This window comes from Acinetobacter sp. V110_1, from assembly GCF_031798975.1.
Lineage (GTDB): Bacteria > Pseudomonadota > Gammaproteobacteria > Pseudomonadales > Moraxellaceae > Acinetobacter > Acinetobacter nosocomialis_A.
This window is the reverse complement of the sequence record NZ_JAVQNN010000030.1, coordinates 1,080,559-1,098,192: the sequence shown is the minus strand read 5'-3', so window position 1 is coordinate 1,098,192 and position 17,634 is coordinate 1,080,559. Positions and strand designations below refer to the sequence as shown.

General features: G+C 38.0%; 12 protein-coding genes. 9 read left to right on the top strand and 3 right to left on the bottom strand.

The features are described 5' to 3' along the window. Positions 1 to 94: 94 nt before the first annotated feature. Both RMA95_RS16125 and clpB read left to right on the top strand, forming a co-directional pair. Positions 95 to 4,003 carry a Dyp-type peroxidase gene (locus RMA95_RS16125; RefSeq protein ID WP_311071874.1) on the top strand — a complete coding sequence of 1,303 codons (3,909 nt, stop codon included), beginning with the start codon at positions 95 to 97 and terminating at the stop codon, positions 4,001 to 4,003. Positions 4,004 to 4,325: 322 nt separating this feature from the next. Next, positions 4,326 to 6,905: an ATP-dependent chaperone ClpB gene (gene clpB / locus RMA95_RS16120; protein ID WP_311071872.1), complete on the top strand. Its 2,580-nt coding sequence runs from the start codon at positions 4,326 to 4,328 to the stop codon at positions 6,903 to 6,905. A gap of 57 nt (positions 6,906 to 6,962) precedes the next feature. Here the strand turns inward: clpB and RMA95_RS16115 are convergent, their stop codons facing one another. Continuing rightward, complete coding sequence (locus RMA95_RS16115) at positions 6,963 to 7,451, bottom strand: CinA family protein (RefSeq protein WP_263613288.1); 489 nt, start codon at positions 7,449 to 7,451, stop codon at positions 6,963 to 6,965. A 268-nt stretch (positions 7,452 to 7,719) separates the two neighbouring features. Here RMA95_RS16115 and RMA95_RS16110 point away from each other — a divergent pair, with 268 nt between their 5' ends. Continuing rightward, a complete protein-coding gene (locus RMA95_RS16110) occupies positions 7,720 to 8,136 on the top strand; it encodes a hypothetical protein (protein WP_263613289.1) in 417 nt (138 codons plus the stop codon). 24 nt (positions 8,137 to 8,160) lie between these two features. On the opposite strand, the gene rlmKL is transcribed toward RMA95_RS16110, so the two are convergent. After that, a complete protein-coding gene (gene rlmKL / locus RMA95_RS16105) occupies positions 8,161 to 10,365 on the bottom strand; it encodes a bifunctional 23S rRNA (guanine(2069)-N(7))-methyltransferase RlmK/23S rRNA (guanine(2445)-N(2))-methyltransferase RlmL (RefSeq protein WP_311071869.1) in 2,205 nt (734 codons plus the stop codon). 229 nt (positions 10,366 to 10,594) lie between these two features. On the opposite strand from rlmKL, the gene RMA95_RS16100 reads away from it, so the two are divergent. The 5 genes from RMA95_RS16100 to RMA95_RS16080 all read left to right on the top strand — a co-directional run bounded on the left by RMA95_RS16100 (position 10,595) and on the right by RMA95_RS16080 (position 15,840). Further along, entirely contained in the window at positions 10,595 to 10,939 is a 345-nt protein-coding gene (locus RMA95_RS16100; protein WP_311071866.1) for a hypothetical protein, read from the top strand. Positions 10,940 to 11,062: 123 nt separating this feature from the next. Then, positions 11,063 to 12,079, top strand: a complete 1,017-nt coding sequence (locus tag RMA95_RS16095; protein WP_263613292.1) for an aspartate carbamoyltransferase catalytic subunit — start codon at positions 11,063 to 11,065, stop codon at positions 12,077 to 12,079. 11 nt (positions 12,080 to 12,090) lie between these two features. Then, positions 12,091 to 13,326 (top strand): dihydroorotase, encoded by a 1,236-nt coding sequence (locus RMA95_RS16090; RefSeq protein WP_263613293.1) that lies wholly within the window; start codon positions 12,091 to 12,093, stop codon positions 13,324 to 13,326. Between the two features lie 212 nt (positions 13,327 to 13,538). Next, positions 13,539 to 14,957 carry an OmpA family protein gene (locus RMA95_RS16085; RefSeq protein WP_311071863.1) on the top strand — a complete coding sequence of 473 codons (1,419 nt, stop codon included), beginning with the start codon at positions 13,539 to 13,541 and terminating at the stop codon, positions 14,955 to 14,957. A 103-nt stretch (positions 14,958 to 15,060) separates the two neighbouring features. After that, a complete protein-coding gene (locus RMA95_RS16080) occupies positions 15,061 to 15,840 on the top strand; it encodes a F420-dependent NADP oxidoreductase (RefSeq protein ID WP_311071861.1) in 780 nt (259 codons plus the stop codon). A gap of 13 nt (positions 15,841 to 15,853) precedes the next feature. On the opposite strand, the gene RMA95_RS16075 is transcribed toward RMA95_RS16080, so the two are convergent. After that, on the bottom strand, positions 15,854 to 16,480 hold the full coding sequence (locus RMA95_RS16075) for a glutathione S-transferase (protein WP_311071860.1): 627 nt from the start codon (positions 16,478 to 16,480) through the stop codon (positions 15,854 to 15,856). A gap of 216 nt (positions 16,481 to 16,696) precedes the next feature. Between RMA95_RS16075 and RMA95_RS16070 the strand changes: the two genes are divergently transcribed. Continuing rightward, positions 16,697 to 17,464 carry a hypothetical protein gene (locus RMA95_RS16070; RefSeq protein ID WP_311071858.1) on the top strand — a complete coding sequence of 256 codons (768 nt, stop codon included), beginning with the start codon at positions 16,697 to 16,699 and terminating at the stop codon, positions 17,462 to 17,464. Positions 17,465 to 17,634 lie beyond the last annotated feature (170 nt).

Sequence of the window (17,634 nt, the reverse complement as noted above, 5' to 3'; positions counted from 1 at the left end):
GTTATTTTAAATTTTATTATGAATAATGCTTCTGTAATTAAATTTATAATCATAATTTTAATTATTATATAAAAATTTTAAAGGAACTAATATAATGTTAAATATATCTTATGAAGATCGTTTTACTGAAATATGGAAATATATGCAACGTGGGTTGGTTTATCCTTCACCCCATGCCATTTTTAGTACAGTTTGGCTAAATAAAGAAATTACGCGGGAAAGAATACGACAATTAATGATAGCTGTGCGTCAAGAGGTCAATAAGAATCCAGCACTTTCTAGTAAAAATACAACTTTGGCAATTGGTGTTTCTTTTGATAATTGGGATCTAATTTGTGAAAAAGATAAGTTGTCACGACCAAAGGGAATGCAATTACATTATCCTGAAGAAAAAAATCCAAATGTCTCAGAAGTTTTCTCTGATTCTAATGGGAGTTTTAAAAATTCGGATGGCGACATTTGGTTGCATGTAAAAAGCGATGATGCCGATGCGTGTACAGTATTACAGACATATATTGAGCATTTTTTAGCTTCAGATATTAAAGAAATATTTAGTCAAGTTACTGCTTCACAATCTAAAACAGGTCGCAATGGTAAGGTTTTAGGGTGTCGTTTTTCTGAAAATTTAAATAATCCATCTGATCCAATTTCACTTGCAAAACATACTTTAATTGGTGCAGAAGATATTGATCATTTTGGTGGCTCATACGTTCTATCTCAAAGATTTTTAATTAATTGGGATCAAATCAACATGATGTCAGAAGATCAAATTGAAGATTTGATTGGGCGTAAAACTGACGACACAATTATTCCAGACCGTGATAGCCGTTCGCACATTAAAGCTTCTCGTGTACAAGATGAAAATGGAAATACCACGCCTATTCTGCGTCTAGGTTTACCGTTTGGCCGTGCTGAATCAAATTCAAGTTTTAGAGTGCCAAAATCGGTAACTAAAGCCGATGAAGCAGGAATTTATTTTGCTGGTTTTGCAAAAACTGCTGCCATTTTAGAAGAAGTTATGGCAAGTCAGATTGGTGCAATAGAAGGCTTTATGAATGACCGTCTATTCAATAGCCTTCATTCAGACTTGGGAGGAATATTTTATATTCCAAGTTTAAAAGATTTAGCATTAGATGATGCGCCAGAATATTTAAATGATTTTAGTCGATTAGATAAAGATAACTGGAATTTTTTCCCAGGTATGGATTGGAATCGATTTGATCGCCATTATATGAACAGTTCAGATAATGGTTTGATGTACTATAATCATAGTAATTATCTTTTTAATATGGCAACTGGGTTAAATCCCCATAGTGAATTTTTTAAACCACCTTCTAATCGTATTTTAAGTTTACTTGAAAATACATTTTCTTTATGGCAAGACAACTGGTACTTCAACCGTAAACAAGAAGAAATTGAACGAGGGGTAGATTATTATATTGATGAGTTCGACATCAGTGATAAGCCTGAAAATATTATGGGTTTATCTATTATGCTGCGCAAAGGTTGGGCTATCCGATTAAGTTTGCAGTTATTCTCATCAGAAAACTATGGTTTCCGCGGACGGAAAATTTTATTAAAAAATGGTGAAATGATTCCATATTCAACTGGGCGTGAATGTGAAGGTAAAGTCATTTATGGATCAGATACCTATCGCATTATGCCAGATGAAATTATTGTGGGAGCTATGCCAAATCTGACCTTGGGTGAAGGTCGTTATGTCATGAAGTATTTGTCTGAAGAAGAGCGTCTTCAGGGCTTTTTGCGTAACTTAAGTGAAGCATCGGGGGTTGGGCATGTTATTCCAAATTATAAAAAGGCACTAGATTTAGGTTTAGCTGGTCTACAACAAGAAATTGCGAAACATGCAAGCAATGCCCAGACTCCAGAGAAAAAAGACTTCTATGAAGCTTCGAGATTAGCACTAGTTGGTATTTCTGAATATTTCTTAAATTACTCAAAGCTCGCATTTAAAGTCGCAGACCAGATGCAAAAAGGACAAGAGTTCGAAAGAGATAATTTAATTGAGATTGGTCATCGAATGGAAAAGTTATCGAAAGATAAACCGGACACATTTCTTGAAGCAGTTCAATTTATTTTCACATTGCATAGTTGTTTGCATTTAAATGGTGAGCCAACAGCATTTGGACGTATGGATCAGCTGTTGCAACCTTTCCTTGACAAAGATGCGATTCCGCCTGAAGAAGCACAGGAAATTATCGATGCCTTCTATATCAAGCTAGACGAAAAAGTACAACAGAACCGTATGTTTATGGAAGACCATCAACCTTTTGGTAATCTCGCAATGGGTGGTAGTTCGGGACCTTATCCTCAAGGTGCATCTTTGGGCCAATGGATTCAACAGATTACAGTTGGTGGTACAGTCGCTGATGGTGAAGAAGACTTTTCTAAAACCAAACCAGCTTATAATGAGGTCACAAAATTATTCATTCGTGCGTCAGGCCGTTTACCGTTAAATGCACCGTGTTTGTCTTTAAGAACTCGCAAAGATATTCCTGAAGAAATTTTAGAAGTGGCTGCGCATGCAATTTTATCTGGCGGTGCCCATCCAATTTTATTAAATGATGAAAAACTCATTCCTAGTCTTCATCAAAGTGGAGATGGCGTAGGGGGAGATGCGTTCTCTAATTTGCCAAATTGGAATTCTAAAGTCGATATCCGTTCAGCCCAAAATTATGCCTGTGATGGTTGTTATGAACCTCAGTTCCCTGGCGAAAACTGGTTTTCATTAGGTGGTTTCTCGACATTACAGCCTTTGGAATGTGCATTAAATCAGGGGAGAACAATTTCAAGTGCTGGGCAAAGCTATCTGTTTGGGCAAACTGTTTCACTAAATACGAAACCTGCCGATCAGATTGATAGTTTTGAAGAACTATTAGATCTATACAAACAGCATTTTGAATTACTCAATCGCAAGGCATTTAATGGGCAAATTCTGGGTTATGGTGCCAATACAGATATTTGTCCATCTCCAATTCTAAATGTTTTGATGGATGATTGTTTGGCTAAAGGTCAGGATTTTTATAGTGGTGGTGCTAAATATAATATTTATGGACCGTGTTATATCTCGCTCAGTAATACCATTAATTCACTATATGCCATTAAGGCAATGGTTTTTGATCCATTAACTGCGGTAACTACATTACCTGAGCTCTTAGAGTGCTTGTGTTGTGACTGGGGTTATAAAATGACTGAGCCTTTTATTAGTAATTTAGCTGGGCATGCTCGTATTGCTGCACAAGCTGATCGCTATAAGCGTTTACGAGAGATTGCTTTAGCACAACCGCGTTATGGACGAGGAAACTCTGAAGTCGATAAATTAGGCGATCAGATTGTTCAAATGATTGCTGAAATTTCAGTCGAAACATTTAGAAAACCATGGCCACAATTTGCGCAAAGTCTTAAAGGTTTAGCTGAACGTTATGGTTCAGAAGAGCATCCATTTGGTATTCAGATTCAACCCGGTGTGGGAACTTTTGAAAATCATGTGGAGATGGGGGCATGGAATGGGGCGAGCGCTGATGGTCGTCGTTTAGGTACAACAGTAGCATCAGATTTAAGTCCATCACCAAGTCCAGCAGATTTGGTTGTTGATCATCAAGTGGCTGAATTTAGCCGTGCTTTAAAAGGTTTTGACGGTACGGGTACAAATTTAATGGCCGATGGTGCACCTACAGACTTTAATATTCGTGAAGACTTTGGCGTTAAAGATTTGATCAAGATATTGAGACAATTCAGCCAAGGTGGTTCATCTAATATTTTAACGATCACGGTCGCTAACCCAGAAACATTTACTCAAGCGGTAACATCACCTGAGCAATATAATTTATTAAGAGTACGTACCGGTGGTTGGTCAAACTTCTTTACGTCGGTATTCCCTATCATTCAGGAACAGCATCAGCGTCGTCCAATCTCGACGCCAGATATTCCAAAAGAAAAAACAGAGCAAGCTAAGTGTCCGTTCCATCAATGGCATAATTGATTAGCCCTTTTATAAGGCAGTCTCTCAAGTGAGGGACTGCCTTCAATATTTTTAAATTTAACTATGCTAACTATTAAATATATTACGGCTTTAAAATTGCTATTTATGATAAAAATTCAGATGAAATATCAGGTTTTTGTTTTCTCTTAAAAAATATACAAAATATACTTGAAATAGATCACTCATAAACCCATATTATAATGGAGTTTTACTTATTGTTATTTTTATAACATTATGAAAAATATATAAAAATTTATTTGAAATCCGAAAAAGTGTTCCCATCTATTAGACAAGTACAAATTTGTTGTGAGGAATAACAAGAATGCGTTTTGAAAAATTTACAAACCGCTTGCAGCAAGCCCTTTCAGATGCTCAATCTTTAGCGATGGGTAAAGACCATACTGCTATTGCAGGTATTCATATTTTGAGTACCTTATTAGAAGAGCCTTCAAATATTAGCTTGTTGCAACAAGCAGGTGCACGGTTACCTGAACTTAAACAAAAGCTTGAGCAAGCTATAAAAGATGCTCCGACTATTGCTAATCCAACAGGCGATGTCAATTTAAACCCAGAAGCAGTTAAAGCGCTTAACTTGGCAGATCGATATGCGCAAAAAGCGGGTGATGAATTTTTGTCAACTGACTGGGTTTTATTGGGCTTGGCAGAAACTGGCGAAACAAAAAATATTTTAAGTGCCGTAGGTGTAACTCCCGACAGCTTACGCAAAGTAATTGAACATATTCGAGGTAGTGACAAAGTCATGAGTAATAATCACGAAGACCAACGTGACTCACTTAATAAATATACGATTGATTTAACTGAGCGGGCTTTATCTGGAAAACTTGATCCGGTAATTGGACGTGATGACGAAATCCGCCGTACCATTCAGGTTTTATCGCGTCGTACAAAAAATAACCCTGTGCTCATTGGTGAGCCAGGTGTCGGTAAAACCGCTATTGTTGAAGGTTTAGCACAGCGTATTGTGAATGGCGAAGTGCCAGAGGGTTTAAAAAATAAACGTGTTTTATCCCTTGACTTAGGCTCATTACTTGCTGGTGCGAAGTATCGTGGTGAGTTTGAAGAACGCTTAAAAGCTGTTTTAAAAGATTTGGCAAAACACGAAGGCGAAATCATCCTGTTTATTGATGAGCTACATACGCTTGTAGGCGCAGGTAAAGGCGACGGCGCTATGGATGCAGGGAATATGTTAAAACCTGCATTGGCTCGAGGTGAGTTACGCTGTGTGGGTGCGACTACTTTAGACGAATACCGCCAATACATTGAAAAAGATGCAGCTTTAGAGCGTCGTTTCCAAAAAGTACTGGTTGATGAGCCAAGTGTAGAAGATACCATTGCGATTTTACGTGGTCTAAAAGAGAAATATGCTACTCACCATGGTGTGCAAATTTTAGACTCAGCGATTATTGCTGCGGCGAAAATGTCTCATCGTTATATTACAGACCGTCAATTACCAGACAAAGCAATTGATTTGATTGATGAAGCAGCTTCTCGTATCAAAATGGAGATTGACTCTAAGCCTGAAGCTCTTGATAAGCTTGATCGCCGTTTAATTCAGCTAAAAATGCAATTGGAAGCGGTGAAAAAAGATGAAGATGCAGGCAGTAAAGCCGAAGTTACTCATCTTGAAAAACAGATCGCTGAAGTTCAGAAAGAATACAACGATCTGGAAGAAGTGTGGAAATCTGAAAAAACTTTGGTAGAAGGTACCAAACAGGCTCAGGTTGAACTTGATAAAGCGCGTATTGCTTTTGAAAAAGCTCAGCGTGAAGGTGATTTGGCTGAAGCAGCACGTTTGCAATATGGTGTAATTCCAGAGCTTCAAAAACAACTTGAGCAAGACGAAGTTGCTGAAGAAAACGAAGAGCCAAAACTCATTCGTACTAAAGTGACAGAAAATGAAATTGCTGAAGTTGTGAGTGCTGCAACGGGTATTCCAGTCGCTAAAATGATGCAAGGCGAGCGTGAAAAACTCCTTCATATGGAAGAGTTTTTACATGACCGTGTTGTTGGGCAAGATGAAGCTGTTGTTGCGGTATCGAATGCAGTTCGTCGTTCACGTGCAGGTTTATCTGACCCGAATCGTCCTAGCGGATCATTCTTATTCTTGGGACCAACGGGTGTTGGTAAAACTGAGTTGACCAAAGCATTGGCGAACTTCTTGTTTGACAGTGATGATGCCATGATTCGTATCGACATGAGTGAATTTATGGAAAAACATTCGGTTAGCCGTTTGGTTGGTGCACCTCCAGGATATGTGGGTTATGAAGAAGGTGGTGTTTTAACTGAAGCTGTTCGCCGTAAACCATATAGTGTGGTGTTGTTTGATGAGGTTGAAAAAGCGCATCCAGATGTATTCAATATCTTGCTACAAGTGTTGGATGACGGTCGCTTAACAGACTCACAAGGTCGAGTAGTAGACTTCAAGAACACTGTGATTGTGATGACCTCGAACTTAGGTTCACAAGATGTACGTGAGCTAGGTGAGGGTGCAACAGACGATGAAGTGCGTACCATTGTAATGAATGCGGTAAGTCAGCATTTCCGTCCGGAATTTATTAACCGGATTGATGAACTTGTGATTTTCCATTCACTCAAAAAAGCACAGATTCGAGGCATTGCTGATATTCAGTTGGATCGATTACGTTCACGTCTGGTTGATCGTGATATGAGTTTAACTGTAGATGACACTGCTTTTGATTTATTGATTGATGCTGGTTTCGACCCTGTTTATGGTGCGCGTCCATTAAAACGTGCAATTCAACAACAGATTGAAAACACATTAGCGCAAAAAATCTTGTCGGGTGATTTTGTCGCAGGTGATACCATTTTAGTGAAAGGTGAAAATGGTCATTTAGTCTTCGATAAAATGAAACTCAGCTAATCTTGTTCTGCTAAAACCGAAAAGAGAATATGGAAACATATTCTCTTTTTTTTATATTTAAATTTTAGGCTGATTTGAAGATACAAGCGTAATAATTGAGTTGGCTACTTTTTGCGTGAGTGTTTTAAGTTTTTGTTCGGCATGACCTGATAAAAAATAAGGATAATGATAAATACGCCCTTGGTAAGAAATGCAGATAAAAAAGGTACCTACAGGTTTTTCAGTAGTTTCACTACCACCATGTTTGAGTAAACCTGTACAACTTACAATAATATCAGCTTGGTCAAATAGGGTTTGACCCAGCTTACACATTTCTTCTGTAACCTGTGGTGATTCTGCCGTGTACATATCGATTAACTTTGGATCGACTTTTAAAATACTAATTTTAATGCTGGGGTCATAACTGACCAAACCGCCCAGTAAAATATCAGCACCACTATTTTTATGAATCGAAAACTGGCTGGTTAAGTAGCCCGAGCTAGCACTTTCAATAAATGCGACTTTAAGTTGGAGATCCTCTAGTAATTGGCAGCACTGCTGAAGCATTATTTCACCTCACATGGTGTGTATTTATAAATAAAATCAAATACAAATAAATTATAAAATCACAGTAAGTGATTTAGGAGAATGGTTCAAGTCTGAGATAACAATCTATAAAACAACTTGAATATTCACAAAAAGCCTGTGAAGAGTTTCCGGTTTTAAAATGATCAATGCTAATTATCGGGAAGTTTCTTTATAACATTGCGACAAGGTTAAAAAGTTGCTAGTTTGATTCGATATAACGAACAATAACAATTTTAGGAAGTAGCTAATGAATAATAAACAAGGGTATATGCTGGGAATTTTGAGTGGTGTATTTGTATCGTTATCAAATACATGGGCAGCACAACCAATGACGGAAAGTGCGCTTTCAACTCAAACAGGAGCGGTCACTACATCTTTACCCGTCATTATTGCTAAAGCTCAAGATGATGCCAAGAAACCTGAAACAGAACAGCATCAAGCTCGTAAAGAATTAGGAGATAATTATTTACAAGAAGTTCGCTGGAACTCATTACGATCGAGTGTGTTATCACCTTATCAAGAACAAAAACAAAATCAGGTGATAGATATTAAAGAAAAGAAAAAATTAGAAATGGTTGCGCTACCAGATAGAGCGGACCGTTTTACACGTTATGAGTTTGAACCGAAAAATGTACATGGCGAAGTTATCATTACCGTAAAGTAATGATAACTTTCTACCAAATTTATATTAGTTCAATCCTAAATGCTGAATTTTCCATGCACGGTGGATTTTTTGATTACGTTTAAAATCAAGTCCGATCGTTTCAGACGTAATTTCTTCAACGTCGTATAGCGCTTCAATTTCTTCATCCATCTCAAAGCCACGGTAGTTATTTGAGAAGTAAAGCGTACCTTCACTTGTTAAACGGTTCATTGCACGTTTAATAAGAGAAACGTGGTCGCGTTGTACGTCGAAAGTACCGTAGAACTTTTTAGAGTTAGAGAAAGTAGGTGGGTCAATAAAGATAAGGTCGTATTGTTCGTGACCTTCTTTTAGCCACTCAAAACAGTCACTTGCAAAGAACATGTGTTGTTCATCTGCATGATCTACAGTTAAACCATTTAAAACGAAGTTTTCTTTAGACCAGCTCAAGTACGTGTTCGATAAGTCGACACTTGTAGTACTTGCAGCACCGCCTAAAGCCGCATGTAAGCTGGCTGTAGATGTATAACTATATAAGTTCAGGAAGTGTTTACCACGAGCTTCTTGAGCAATACGTAGACGCATTTGACGGTGGTCAAGGAATAAACCTGTATCAAGATAGTCAGTCAGGTTTACTAAAATTTTAGCTTTACCTTCTTGAACGATAAAACGTTTTGAAGCTGTACTTTGTTTCGTATATTGATTGGTACCTGTTTGACGAGCACGCGTTTTAATAAAGATCGCATCGCGGTTTAAACCAGTCACAGCACGAATTACAGCAAGCGCTAAATTAAAACGTTTTTTTGCTTTTTCAGGATCGATAGTTTTTGGTGGCGCATATTCCTGAACATGTAAGCGATCGCCATATAAATCTACAGCGACATTAAAGTCAGGTAAGTCGGCATCATATAAACGTAAGCAATAAATATTTTCTTTAGTAGCCCATTTTTTTAAGGCAGTCATATTTTTTTGCAAACGGTTCGCAAAGTCTTGAGCTTCTTCTATTTCAACTGGTTGAGCTTGCCAAGTTGCTAAGAATGGCTGTGTTACTTTTTCTGGTTTGATTGCACCGAAACGAATGTAAATTGGTAACTTACCATTCATTAAACGTAAAGTTTCAGGCGCTTCAAAAGCTAAAACATCTGCTTGTTCAATTTGAGCTGCAATAATGGCTGCATATTGATTTGGGAAATGTTTTTGTAAAAGTGCAGATAGACCTAAATAAAGAGAGCGGTTTGATGCTTTATCACCTAAACGTTCGCCATATGGAGGGTTGGTCACAATAAAAGCTGTTTTCTTTTCAGCGGCAAAATCAGGCCAGTCAGCTAAAGTACGTTCTTCAATTTGGATTTGGCCTAGGAGTTTTTCAAAGCCCGCCGCAATAATATTTTCGCGTGTTGCTTTTACAGCTTCCCAGTCCGCATCAAACGCATAAAACTTAGGTAGTGGCTGCTCAAGGGCTTTTTCATGACGCTCTGCTGCTTCAGCTTTGAGCGAAAGCCAAAGTTCACGGTCATGACCATGCCAGCCATTAAAGCCAAAACGGCGAACAAGACCAGGTGCGCGATCAGTTAAAATCATTAATGCTTCAATGATAAAAGTACCTGAACCACACATTGGGTCGAAGATAAGCTCTGGATTACGTTCTTTGAGCTTAGCTTTTTGTAAAATTGCTGCAGCAAGGTTTTCTTTAATCGGTGCATCCGTCATATAACGACGGTAGCCGCGTTTATGTAATGAGTCACCAGATAAATCTAGGCAATAAGTATGTTCAGTTTTACCTGCAAGCACATATAACGTAATTTCTGGTTGTTTTGTATCAATACTTGGACGACGGCCTACAGCTTCCATAAAGGAGTCAACCACACCATCTTTTGCTCTAAGCGTTGCAAATTGGGTATTAACTTTAATTTCACGCTCTGCATGTAAGCGAATAGCGAAGGTACTTTGTGGTGCAAAAATAAGTGACCAGTCAAAGCTCATTGCACCTTCGTAAAGCTCTTCTGCTACATCACGTGCATCATGAGTGTGTTCAAGTTCATAAGTATGAATTGGAAGTAAAACACGAGAAGCGAGACGTGACCACATACAAATGCGATAAGCATGCTCAAGCGTTCCTTCAATGATTAAACGTCCAGCTTTACGTTCTGTCACTTTGGTGCCAAGCTGTTCTATTTCTTCTTGTAAGAGGCTTTCTAAACCATCAGCACAAGTAATCCAATAGTGGTTTAAACGTAAAGATGTATTCATAAACTCGATTGACCAAAACATATAAATATTAACGATGCAAAGTTTAACTTATTTTGATGTGTAAAGGTTTTTAAATTATTGCAACCTATCACTTGGCAACCAATAAACTGATATTTAAAGCTTAAAAAACAAAAACTGGTATGTATTTTGCTAAATCTCTATGAGTAAAACTTATTTAATAAATGGTTTTTAACCAATTTTATGATTTAAAAAGCATAGGAGAATATAAATGAAAGATATGATGGGGAATGGTTTTGTAACCAATGCGGAAGCTTTTTCAGTGTCCACACAAATATATGTACGTATGCGTAGGGTCACGGGGCGAGTCATAGATGCATTGTATGTGGTCCAAAATAAAGATTATGCAAAGTATGTAATGGCGTTAGCCTTGGAAACAGATGATGATGAATTAAAACGATATGTTGAGCGATTAAATTCATTGACTGACTCAATACCAGAGTTTCCTAAAAAACAAATCACTAGCAATGTTCAGTTGAGCGAAGAAACAGAAATCACGGCTGAAGACATTTATCGGGCACAAGTTCCACATCATTATATTGGTGCTTTAAGGTAATCTTGGCATGGCCCTAAATTTTCTGGTCAATTTAGGGTCTTATTCTGTAAAGTTCTTCTGCGAAAAAGCTGGAATTCAGCTACACTATGCACGTTTTCGCGATTCGACCCATAGGAATCCATTATGCATATTGCAGCGTTGCATCAACCGAGCCAGGTTCAGCTCAATCAAGACGGAAATTTAAAACATTTTTTAACGATTGAGGGCCTTTCAAAAGAAAACCTCACTAAGATTTTAGATACCGCGCAAAGCTTTTTAGACGATAATAATAATTTAATCAACCGCCCGCTTTTAGAAGGACGGACGGTGATGAATCTCTTCTTTGAAAATTCGACTCGTACCCGTACTACTTTTGAAGCAGCAGCAAAGCGTTTGTCTGCCAATGTATTGAACATTGATATTGCACGTTCAAGCACATCTAAAGGTGAAACTTTACGAGATACGCTTTGGAACCTTGAAGCAATGGCTGCAGATATATTTGTAGTCCGCCATTCATCTTCGGGTGCTGCACATTTCATTGCTAAAGATGTATGTCCAAAAGTCGCAATTATTAATGCTGGAGATGGGCGTCATGCTCATCCAACGCAAGCGATGCTTGATATGCTCACGATTCGCCGTGAAACTAAAAAACCATTTGAAGACTTGAGTGTTGCCATTATTGGTGACATTAAACACTCTCGCGTAGCGCGTTCAGATGTGGCTGCACTTCAAACTCTCGGCTGTAAAGATATTCGTGTGATTGCTCCGAATACTTTATTGCCTGTTGGTTTTTCAGAATATGGTGAGCATGTTCGTTTGTTTAATAACATGGACGAAGGCATTACTGGTTGTGATGTGATTATTGCTTTACGTATTCAAAATGAACGTATTGATTCACCAGCGTTATCTTCGCAATCTGAATTTTACAGAATGTATGGCTTAAACAAAGAGCGCCTTAGTTTAGCTAAACCGGACTGTATTGTTATGCATCCTGGTCCAATGAACCGTGGTGTAGAAATTGATTCGAGTATTGCCGATGGTGAACAGTCTGTGATTTTAAAACAAGTCACTAACGGTATTGCAGTTCGTATGGCTGTACTGGCGTTGTCTATGCAAGGGCAACTTCAAGAACAAGGTTTAATTGAAGCGATTGCGTTGTAAGGATGGATCACATGAGTATTGTAAAAATTGAAAATGTACGTGTGTTAGACCCAATCCAAAAAACAGACAGCGTACAAACTGTATATATTCAAGACGGTAAGTTGATCGCTCCAGTTGAACAGGTTGAACAAATCATTGATGGTCAAGGCAAATGGTTAATGCCAACCATGGTTGATTTGTGTGCACGTCTGCGTGAACCAGGTCAGCAACAGCATGGTACGCTTAAATCTGAAGGGAAGGCTGCACGTGCTAATGGTATTTTGCATGTCATTACCCCACCAGACTCAAAGCCAATTGTTCAAGACAATGGTGCCCTCATTCATGGCTTGGTTGAAAAAGCTTGGCTTGATGGTGGTATTCACATGCATATCATTGGTGCTCAGACTCAAGGCTTAAATGGTAAGCAACCAGCAAATATGGCAGGCCTTAAAAAGGGTGGTTGTACTGCTGTATCAAATGCGAATGCTGCTTTTGAAAATGATGATGTTGTTGTACGTACATTAGAGTATGCCGCTGGTCTTGGTTTAACAGTCGTGTTCTATGCTGAAGAACCGCAACTTGCTAAAGATGGCTGCGCTCATGAAGGTTTTATCGCATCGCGTCAAGGTTTGCCGATGATTCCTGCAATTGCTGAAACTGTAGCGATTGCAAAATACCTGCTTATGATTGAAGCAACAGGTGTTAAAGCTCACTTCGGTTTGTTGTCTTGCGGTGCGTCGGTTGAATTAATTCGTGCAGCAAAAGCAAAAGGTTTACCTGTCACTGCCGATGTAGCAATGCATCAGTTGCATTTAACAGAACAATTAACTGATGGCTTCAATTCACTTGCACATGTTCGTCCACCATTACGTTCTGAGCAAGATAAAGAACTTTTACGCCAAGGTTTAAAACAAGGGGTCATTGATGCAATTTGTACACATCATGAACCTTTAAGCAGTTCAGCGAAAATGGCACCATTTGCTGAAACTCAACCGGGTATTAGTGCATTTGATACTTATGTAGCTTTAGGTATTCAGCTTATTAACGAAGGTTTGTTTGAGCCGCTTGAGTGGGTTACTAAAGTAACAAGTGCTCCTGCACAGGTAGCAAACATGACTGCGCGTTGGCAAGCTGAAGCAGGGTGGGTGTTAGTCGATCCTGAATTAAGCTGGACCTTAAGCAAAGACACTATTTTATCGCAAGGGAAAAATACGCCATTACTAGGTCAAAACCTTACTGGTAAAGTATTACAGACTTTTGCTATATAGTTTCTAACAGCTAAAAGCTTATTCAAAATATAAACAGGCAGATCATAATGATCTGCCTATTTTGTAAATACTCGATGGAAAATTGTATATAAATTATTTAAAAGACAACAAAAGATTTCGAGCGCATTAGAATAAAAAACTATCAGCAAATAGAAGTATTTGAATAATCAAAAGTTGCTGGTTACGACTTATAAGATTCGGGAGAATAACCAATGTCGATAAACCCTATAGAACTGCTTAAAGAAAAAGTATCATCAACAATATTAAACAACCAAGATGGATTCTTGGGCGACAAAACAAATGCTTTATCTAAATTTTATCCAATCTTACTTTCATTATTAGCTGCTAAACCTGATCTTATTGGACAATTGAAAAACAGTGTGGCTCCATCATTATCAGATCTTTTTTCTCATAATGACCAAATTAAAAATACTGTACTGACTCATTTAAGTGGTACTGCGCCATCTGCTGAGATTGAAAGTACACTTAATAGTGCAATCAAACCTAGTCTTAATACGATTTCTGATATCGCTGGAAGTGATCAACAAAGCATTGTGAACTATTTACGTCAGCATGCTGAAACGATTCGCTCATATTTGCCGGGGTGGGCAGTTGGGCTTTTGGCACCATTAGGTATTGGTGCGGGTTTATCATCAGTAACTTCATCAACAGCACCTCCACTTGCAGCAGCAACGGAAACGACTGGTAAATCTCGTGGTTTCTTACCAATTATTGCGCTTATTATCCTTGGGTTATTAATTGCGTGGTTATGGCGCTCTTGCCATCATAAAGAGGCGACACCTGTACCTGAAACTGCTCCTGCAAGTGGTGTAGCGGTCGCAGCTGCTGCACCTGCTACCTTAACTTTAAATACAGATGATAAAGGGGCTGTGAGTCAATGTCAGGCAGGCATTGGTGATCAGGGCTTCTTGGCAACTTTGCAAACCCAAGTTAAAAAAGTTCTTTCAGCGACTAAAGACTGTAACGTCGATACTAGCCAAACTTATGCTGCTGCATTTACCGATAAAGATGCATTAGCGGGTGTACTCGGCGCATTAAAAGGTGTTCCAAATGCGTCTTTAGAGTGGGTAGGCGACAAAATCACATTGAAAGCGGGTGATGCTGCAGCTTTAGAAGCTTTAACTGCAAAAGTAAAAGCACTCGTTCCTCATACTGAGGTTGTTTCAACTGCACCACAAACAGCTGAGCAATCTGTAAGTAATAGCTTAACTGCTTCACAAACTGCTTTAGGCTCAATTGACCCGAACAATGTAGATGTAAATGCTTTGGTTAAAGCGCTTAACCTACAAATTATTAACTTTGCGAGTGGTTCAAGTGAAATTCCTGCAGATAACAAAGCCATTCTTGACCAAGCTGCAACACTGTTAAATAAAGTGACTAGTGTGAAATTAAACGTAGGTGGCCACACTGACTCAACAGGTAATGCTGCTGCCAATAAAGCCCTTTCTCAACGCCGTGCACAAGCGGTCGTAGATTACTTGGTTTCTAAAGGAGTAGATGCATCTAAACTTGTTGCTGAAGGTCATGGTTCAGAAAACCCTGTTGCAGAAAACACAACTGAAGAAGGACGCTTTAAAAACCGTCGTATTGAGTTTTCAGTAGCTCAATAATCAATAGATTCATAAAAAAATCTGATTTTATTGAATTCTGATTTGAAAAAAGCTTCTCATTTTGAGAAGCTTTTTTTATAGAGATCAATATTGTTGGGTTGACATGAAAATCAGTTTGTTAGGAAGTGGCCGTGTTGCTTTTCATTTGGCAAAGGCACTTTTGGCTAAGGGACATAACATCGTACAAGTCTATGCACGTGATTTTGAGAAAACCCAAAAGTTTGCAGAGCAAATTCAAGCGAAAGCATGTCAGTCTCTTCAAGAGTTTCAACCAAGTGATTTAATTATTCTAGCTGTTTCAGACAGTGCTATTGCTGAACTTGCAACGCAGGCACACGAGTTATTTCCCGAAACGCTTATGGTTCATACTTCAGGTAGTACCAATATTGAAGTTATTAGTAATATTCATAAAAAAGCTGGAGTGTTTTACCCTTTGCAAACTTTCAGTCTTGAAAGAGACGTTGATTGGCAAGCCACACCATTATTTGTAGAGGCGACCAATAAAGATGATTTAGCAATAATCTCTGATTTAGCAAATAGCCTAAGTAATAGGGTATATCAATACACCTCAAAACAACGTTTAACTTTACATTTAGCGGCTGTGTTTGCCTGTAATTTTAGTAACTACTGTTTTGATATGGCTAAACAGATTGTGGATGCAGAACAAGTCGACTTTAGCTTGCTTTATCCATTAATTGTGGAAACAGCAAAAAAAGCCACTGAAAATGATCCGAAACAAATGCAAACTGGGCCTGCGGTAAGGGGAGACCAGAATATCTTGGCAATGCATCAGGGGTTATTAGCCCAAGCAGAACGGGATGATTTAAAACAGGTCTATCAACTTTTAAGTGATGGCATCGTGAAGCGCCATCACTCAGTTTAAAGCTTATTTAAAATTAAGGTTCGCCGTTATTTCCCCATTTCAAGAAACCCGCACGTTGATTTAAATGTTCAAAATATTGATCGACATGTTTAAGCGTTGGATGGTCAAAAGGAGTAGCCTTCCAACGTTGTACAGACAGACCAATTGGAATATCAGCTAGAGTAAACTCAGTACCTGCAACATAGGCTTGAGTTTTTGCAAGTTGTTGATCGAGAATCTGCATATGATGATTCCAGTTCTCAATACCTTGTTGTAATAAGTTTGGATCTTGATGATCTGGAGAATGTCTAAGTAGAGACATAATCGTATAAGTCCAGCTGTTATTTAGCTCGATCGCTTGCCAATCAATCCACTGGTCAACAAAGAATCTTTCTTTTGCTTGAGTCGGGTAAAGTTTATGCTCTTTATCGTAAGCATTGGCGAGATAACGGATAATACTGTTGGACTGCCAAAGGACTAAATCGCCATCTAAAACAACAGGAATTTGACCATTTGGGTTTAATTGCAAATATTCAGCTGATTGAGCAGAACGAAAGCCTCGACCCCAATCTTCTCTTTCATATTCAAGATTTAATTCTTCACACAGCCATAAGACTTTGCGAACGTTAATTGAGTTATCGCGTCCTAAAATTTTTAACATATTGTTTTCTGACTTTTCGTGAATTTCAGTAAATTGAATGTAATACAGATTCTTTGGTTTTTTAAGATTTAATAATAAAAAAGATACCAGAACAAATACTAGCTATAAGAGCATAATTTTTTTGATATTTATTATTCTTTTGTGGTGAAAATATACAGACAGTTTTGTATAGTAAGTGTTAAAATAATGTATTGAAAATGAAAATATAAATTCTGAATGTTTCTTAATTTTACAATTGATGATCAATACAAGATCATAGGGGAAGGCGTAATCCAAGTAGGTTGGTTTCTGGTAGATGATAAGTCTGCATTACTTTATGAACCACCTTATCGAATGCGTTCAAAATCTGAAACCAAGCATGCGAAGTCAGCGAGTCGTTGTCCTGCAGTATTACAACTTGAAAGTCGCTACTTCGTGGTGAATTGTCCTTTTGATTTTCATTTAAGATTCACCCGAGATGCAAACGGAAAACCGACTTTAGTTAATGTATTAGGCGACCAGTCACCTGTTCGAGCCAATAAATTACGTGAGTTGCTAACGTTGGTAAATGAAAATGAATGGCGTACACCCCAAGTGCCGATTCTTCAACTTAAATTACCTTACTGTTTTATAGCTGATGAAGTTGTGTATTTAACGCAACTCGATGCGTTTGGACATTACCGTAAAAATCCCTTACCTGGAACTATTTTTGGTGGACGTTTCCCAATTCATATTTGGCCCAGACCATTAATGTGGGCGTTTGAATGGCACGACACATCAAAGGATTTAATATTAAAACGTGGTGACCCTTTATTTTACTGCCAGTTTGATGGTTTTGATCCATCACGAACGGTTAAGTTAATTCAAGCAGAAAAAACTCCTGAGCTTATGCATTATATTGAACAAATATCTGGTGTTGTAAATTATATGAATCAGACATTTAGTTTGTTTAATGAAGTAGAGAGAATAAGGCCAAATAAATTACTCGAGAGTGGAAAATTATAAGTAAAATCAATTTTTTTATAATATTTTGTTGATGTATTAAATCCCAACTAAAGTTGGGGATATTTTTTAATAAATAGATTTTATGCTAATTAATAGAGCTTTTAATTATAAGATGAATTTTAATTTTCTTTTAATATCTATTTTAAGTTTTAGTATTTAATTAGCAAAAA

Excerpts from the sequence above, each read along its gene's own strand:
- RMA95_RS16115 (WP_263613288.1), bottom strand. The coding sequence starts at position 7,451 with ATGCTTCAGCAGTGCTGCCAATTACTAGAGGATCTCCAACTTAAAGTC.
- RMA95_RS16070 (WP_311071858.1), top strand. The coding sequence starts at position 16,697 with ATGTTTCTTAATTTTACAATTGATGATCAATACAAGATCATAGGGGAA.
- RMA95_RS16125 (WP_311071874.1), top strand. The coding sequence starts at position 95 with ATGTTAAATATATCTTATGAAGATCGTTTTACTGAAATATGGAAATAT.
- rlmKL (WP_311071869.1), bottom strand. The coding sequence starts at position 10,365 with ATGAATACATCTTTACGTTTAAACCACTATTGGATTACTTGTGCTGAT.
- RMA95_RS16080 (WP_311071861.1), top strand. The coding sequence starts at position 15,061 with ATGAAAATCAGTTTGTTAGGAAGTGGCCGTGTTGCTTTTCATTTGGCA.
- RMA95_RS16085 (WP_311071863.1), top strand. The coding sequence starts at position 13,539 with ATGTCGATAAACCCTATAGAACTGCTTAAAGAAAAAGTATCATCAACA.
- clpB (WP_311071872.1), top strand. The coding sequence starts at position 4,326 with ATGCGTTTTGAAAAATTTACAAACCGCTTGCAGCAAGCCCTTTCAGAT.
- RMA95_RS16110 (WP_263613289.1), top strand. The coding sequence starts at position 7,720 with ATGAATAATAAACAAGGGTATATGCTGGGAATTTTGAGTGGTGTATTT.
- RMA95_RS16075 (WP_311071860.1), bottom strand. The coding sequence starts at position 16,480 with ATGTTAAAAATTTTAGGACGCGATAACTCAATTAACGTTCGCAAAGTC.
- RMA95_RS16090 (WP_263613293.1), top strand. The coding sequence starts at position 12,091 with ATGAGTATTGTAAAAATTGAAAATGTACGTGTGTTAGACCCAATCCAA.
- RMA95_RS16100 (WP_311071866.1), top strand. The coding sequence starts at position 10,595 with ATGAAAGATATGATGGGGAATGGTTTTGTAACCAATGCGGAAGCTTTT.
- RMA95_RS16095 (WP_263613292.1), top strand. The coding sequence starts at position 11,063 with ATGCATATTGCAGCGTTGCATCAACCGAGCCAGGTTCAGCTCAATCAA.